The 4,876-nt window shown below is 48.8% G+C and carries 5 protein-coding genes; all 5 read left to right on the top strand.

All coding sequences use genetic code 11. The annotated features are described in order from the left end of the window. The first annotated feature begins 293 nt into the window (after nucleotides 1–293). On the top strand, nucleotides 294–1,760 hold the full coding sequence (locus IH879_19770; GenBank protein ID MCH7677166.1) for a S9 family peptidase: 1,467 nt from the start codon (nucleotides 294–296) through the stop codon (nucleotides 1,758–1,760). Between the two features lie 527 nt (nucleotides 1,761–2,287). After that, nucleotides 2,288–2,578 (top strand): type II toxin-antitoxin system Phd/YefM family antitoxin, encoded by a 291-nt coding sequence (locus IH879_19765; protein ID MCH7677165.1) that lies wholly within the window; start codon nucleotides 2,288–2,290, stop codon nucleotides 2,576–2,578. A gap of 70 nt (nucleotides 2,579–2,648) precedes the next feature. Then, a complete protein-coding gene (locus IH879_19760; protein ID MCH7677164.1) occupies nucleotides 2,649–2,906 on the top strand; it encodes an AbrB/MazE/SpoVT family DNA-binding domain-containing protein in 258 nt (85 codons plus the stop codon). Continuing rightward, nucleotides 2,907–3,230 (top strand): type II toxin-antitoxin system PemK/MazF family toxin, encoded by a 324-nt coding sequence (locus IH879_19755; GenBank protein MCH7677163.1) that lies wholly within the window; start codon nucleotides 2,907–2,909, stop codon nucleotides 3,228–3,230. Nucleotides 3,231–3,247: 17 nt separating this feature from the next. Then, nucleotides 3,248–4,876 (top strand): glutamine--tRNA ligase/YqeY domain fusion protein (locus tag IH879_19750; protein ID MCH7677162.1); only part of this gene is annotated, 1,629 nt, incomplete at its 3' end.

Below are 4,876 nucleotides of genomic sequence, written 5' to 3'. Positions count from 1 at the left end.
GGTCTCGGTCGGCACCAAAGTGAGCGCAACCGTTGTCGGTGTTGCAGTGGCTGCGATAACGGCAGTTCCAGACGGCTGAATATCAGGTTCGCTAGAAGAAGTACAACCAATCAATGCGACCAGTGGCACCAAGAATACTGCTATCGATTTCCAACTCATAAACATAGTCGCCTGCCTTTGATGAATGCCCAATTGCTGTCACGACGGTCCAGGGAGGTAACTTTCCGATTGGATGATAATTTACCTCACTGTTCAAGACAGACGGTGTAGTGCGTCTTGTAGGGTAGGGATAACTGCGAGCTAGACCCAACCATACCGGCGGCACCCCGCGGCAGATTACCAGCGGCGATTTTAACCATGGGGGCGCTCCTTCATGGACGCCGGATTCTAAAACGTTGATTTTTTCAGCAAACCGTCATGCCAATTGGGAATTCGAGCCGCTCAATTCTGAAATCTATGAGGTTTCATTAGCAGATGGCGCAATCAAGGCATTAACGGATAGAAACGGCCCCGACAATAGCCCGGTTGTTTCTCCGGACGGTAAAAAAATCGCCTACCTTGGCTTTGATGATCAATTGCACGGCTATCATGTCACAAAACTCTATGTCATGAACCGCGATGGCAGCAACAGCAAACTCATGAGCGGAGATTTGGATCGTCGTGTCGGCCGGCCACATTGGAGTGGCGATGGCAGGGGTATTTATTTTCAGTACGACGATAAAGGTAACACCAAAATCGGCTATGCCTCCTTAACCGGCAAGACCCAAATAGTAACCGGCGACGTCGGCGGTTTGTCCCTCGGGCGTCCTTATGCCGGCGGCGTGTATTCCATAAGCAAAAAAGACCGCTTCGCCTTTACCCACTCCCGTCCTGATCACCCGGCTGATGTGGCAGTCGGCAAAAAGGGCTCAGCCAGCCGGCGCATCACAAAGCTCAATGACGATCTTTTCGGCCACAAAAAGCTGGCAGCGGTTGAGGAGATCTGGTATGAATCATCGCATGACGGACGTAAAATTCAGGGATGGATTGTCAAGCCGCCGGACTTCGACCCGCAAAAAAAATATCCGCTGCTGCTTGAGATTCACGGCGGACCGTTTGCAAATTACGGGGATCGTTTTTCTGCTGAATGCCAACTCTATGCTGCGGCCGGTTATGTGGTACTTTACACCAACCCGCGCGGCAGCAGCAGTTATGGTAAAGAGTTCGGAAATCTTATCCATCATAACTATCCGGGCGAAGATTTTGATGATCTCATGTCCGGTGTCGATGCAGCGATAGCAAAAGGATACGTTGATGAAGCGAACCTGTTTGTGACCGGCGGCAGCGGCGGCGGCGTGCTGACCGCATGGATTGTTGGCCACACAAATCGCTTCAAAGCAGCCGTGGTTGCCAAGCCGGTGATCAATTGGTACAGCTTTGTCCTGACTTCCGACGCCTACAATTTCTTCTACAAATACTGGTTCCCCGGTTTTCCCTGGGATCATCTCGAACACTATATGAAACGCTCGCCTCTGCACTATGTCGGCAATGTGACCACCCCGACCATGCTCTTAACCGGTGAGGCGGATTACCGTACCCCGATTTCCGAAACCGAGCAGTTCTATCAGGCGTTGAAGCTGCTCAAAATCGACACAGCCATGGTGCGCATCCCGGACGCGTCGCATGGCATCACCCGGCGCCCCAGCAATTTAATCGCAAAAGTTGCCCATATTCTCGTCTGGTTTGAAAAGTATCGAACCAATGAAGAGGGAGGGACTTAGAAAGAAATGTTTGCAAATTAACCCTCTACCGGGGGATAGAAACAGATTTATTCTATTACCGTTGTGCATAATTCTTTGAAATGATGGACCCGTTCCGGCCTCCTCTCCCGACTTCATTATTATATTTTTAAAAGGAATGTCGGGATCGGGGGTCCTCCACGGGCTACGGGCGCCTCCGTCCCGATTTCATTATTATAAAAAAAATGAAGGAAAGTCGGGCCGGGGTCGCCCTCCGCTCAATTTGGATTCCCCCTTTTTGTAAAAGGGGGCTAGGGGGATTTAACTCGCCCGAGTTATAGGCCAACCCCTACACGTCTTTCCGGCGAGAATCCTCGTTCCCAAGCTCCCGCTTGGGAACACAATTGATTGGAAGCTCTGCATCATTTTTTTTGATGGCTCTGTACTTTTCCTTCCCAAGCAGGAGCTTGGGAAGGAGATTGTAAATCAATATTTAACAAACTTGGCAATAGTCAATATTTTGGTTATATTTACGGCCAAATACGATTTAATAAGGAGACCTTCAAGCGATGAAATTAAGCAAATCTCTGCTCCCAATTAGCGAGTTAAAGCACAATGCCAATAAGGTTGTCAATGAGTTGAAAGGGACCATTGTAATCACACAAAACGGCAAGGCCAAAGCTGTTTTACAAGATATCGAGACCTATGAAAGGACACATGATGCCCTTGCTCTATTGAAAGTTGTTGAACTTGGGAAAAGACAAGTCAAAGAAGGTAAGTTTAAAGAGGCGGGAGTTGCTTTTGATGAATTGGACCTCAAAATAAAACGCTTCAAAGAAAAATCGGGATCGGACGTTTAATTCTTGATAGCGAGCAAGGAACTTAGAAAAAAATATTGAAAATTTAAATCAAAGTACTTACATTGTAATTATGAAAACTCGCATCATACAAATCGGAAACTCTCAGGGCGTTCGAATCCCAAAAGTCTTGTTAGAGCAAAGCGGACTCGGTGAAGAAGTTGAGCTCAAAGTCAGCAAAGAACAAATTATTATCAGACCGGTTAGAAAGCCACGACAGGGTTGGGAAGAGGCCTTTCATAAGATGGCCAAACAAGGAGAAGATCAACTGCTTGATAAGGAAGAACTGCCCTACCAAAGCAGTTGGGATCAAGACGATTGGGTCTGGTAAATGAAAGCAGAGCGTTTTGATGTCTTTCTGGTGAATCTTGATCCCACAAAAAGAAGAGAAATCAAAAAGACCAGACCTTGCCTAATCATCTCCCCTGATGAAATGAATCGGTTTATTTCTACGGTAATGATTGCACCGATGACAACTAAACGTCATGATTTTCCCACACGCGTGAGTTGCAAGTTTCAAGGGAAAGATGGATATATTGTTCTGGATCAGTTACGTACAATTGACAAAGTCCGGTTGATTGAAAAGTTAGGAAAAATTAGTAATAAAGCACAAAGTGAGGTGCTGGCAATATTAAATGAAATTTTTGCACCATAAAATATGAAAAAAAAGAAATGAGTAACGAAACAACTAATATAAAAAAAGAAAACCCGGATTCGGCTCAAAAGGATTCCAAACCCGTGCCCAACTTTATCCGCAACATCATCACGGAAGATCTGAAGAATAACAAAAACGACGGCAAAGTCATCACCCGGTTTCCGCCGGAGCCAAACGGCTTTTTACATATCGGCCACGCCAAGTCCATCTGCCTCAATTTCGGTTTGGCCGCTGAATTCGGCGGTCACTGCAACCTGCGCTTCGACGATACCAACCCGACCAAAGAGGAAGACGAATACGTCCGGGCGATCAAAGAGGACGTGCGCTGGCTCGGCTTTGATTGGCAGGACCGGGAGTTTTATGCGTCGGATTATTTTGACCGGCTTTACGAGTTTGCCGTGCAGCTCATCAAAGCCGGCAAAGCCTACGTCGACGACCTGACCGCTGACGAAATTCGAGAATACCGTGGGACGTTGACAGAACCCGGCAAAGAAAGCCCCCACCGCAACCGTCCGATCGAGGAAAGTCTTGACTTGTTCGACCGCATGCGAACGGGAGAATTCCCGGACGGCTCACGCGTGTTGCGGGCAAAAATAGATATGACCTCCGGAAATTTGAATATGCGCGACCCGGTTCTGTACCGAATCCTGCACGCAAGCCATCACCGCACCGGCGACAAATGGTGCATCTACCCGATGTACGATTTTGCCCACGGGCAATCGGATTCAATCGAGGGGATCACCCATTCGATTTGTACCCTCGAATTTGAAGACCACCGGCCGCTTTACGACTGGCTGCTCGAAAATTTAAAAATCCATCATCCGCAGCAGATCGAGTTTGCCCGACTCAATCTCAATTACACCGTGACCAGCAAACGCAAGCTGCTGCAACTCGTTGAAGAAAAATTGGTAAATGGCTGGGACGATCCGAGAATGCCAACGATTTCAGGTCTGCGCAGACGCGGTTTCACCCCGGAGTCGATTCGGAATTTTTGCGAGCTCATCGGGGTTGCCAAAAGAGACAGTATGGTGGATATTGCTATGCTCGAACATTGCGTTCGCGTGGATTTGAATCAGCATGCGCCGCGGGTCATGGCGGTGCTGCGGCCGCTTAAAGTGGTTATCACCAACTACCCGGAAGATCAGGTTGAAGAAATGGCAGCGGTAAACAACCCGGAAGACCCTGCAGCCGGTAAGCGCAAAGTGCCGTTTTCGAAAGTGCTCTATATCGAGCAAAACGATTTTCGCGAAGACCCGCCGAGGAAATTTTTCCGGCTGGGCCCGGGACGTGAAGTGCGACTTCGATATGCCTACTACATCACCTGCGAAAATGTGGTTAGAGATGAAAAGACCGGCGAAGTGGTTGAACTGCACTGCACTTATGATCCGGCCACCAAAGGCGGCTGGTCCCCGGACGGCCGCAAGGTTAAAGGAACCCTGCACTGGGTTTCCGCAGCTCACGCCTTGCAGGCGGAAGTCCGTTTGTATGACCGCCTGTTCAGCATAGCCGACCCCGGCGGGGACAAAGAGACGGATTTCAAAGAGCATTTAAACCCGAACTCACTGGAAACATTGACCAACTGCCGGGTAGAACCAGGTCTTGCAGGCGCCGACAGAGGCAGCCGCATCCAATTCGAAAGACAGGGT

The sequence above is a fragment of the candidate division KSB1 bacterium genome (assembly GCA_022562085.1).
Lineage (GTDB): Bacteria > Zhuqueibacterota > Zhuqueibacteria > Oceanimicrobiales > Oceanimicrobiaceae > Oceanimicrobium.
Note: the sequence above shows the minus strand (reverse complement) of the source record. Positions and strands in the feature narration are given on the sequence as shown.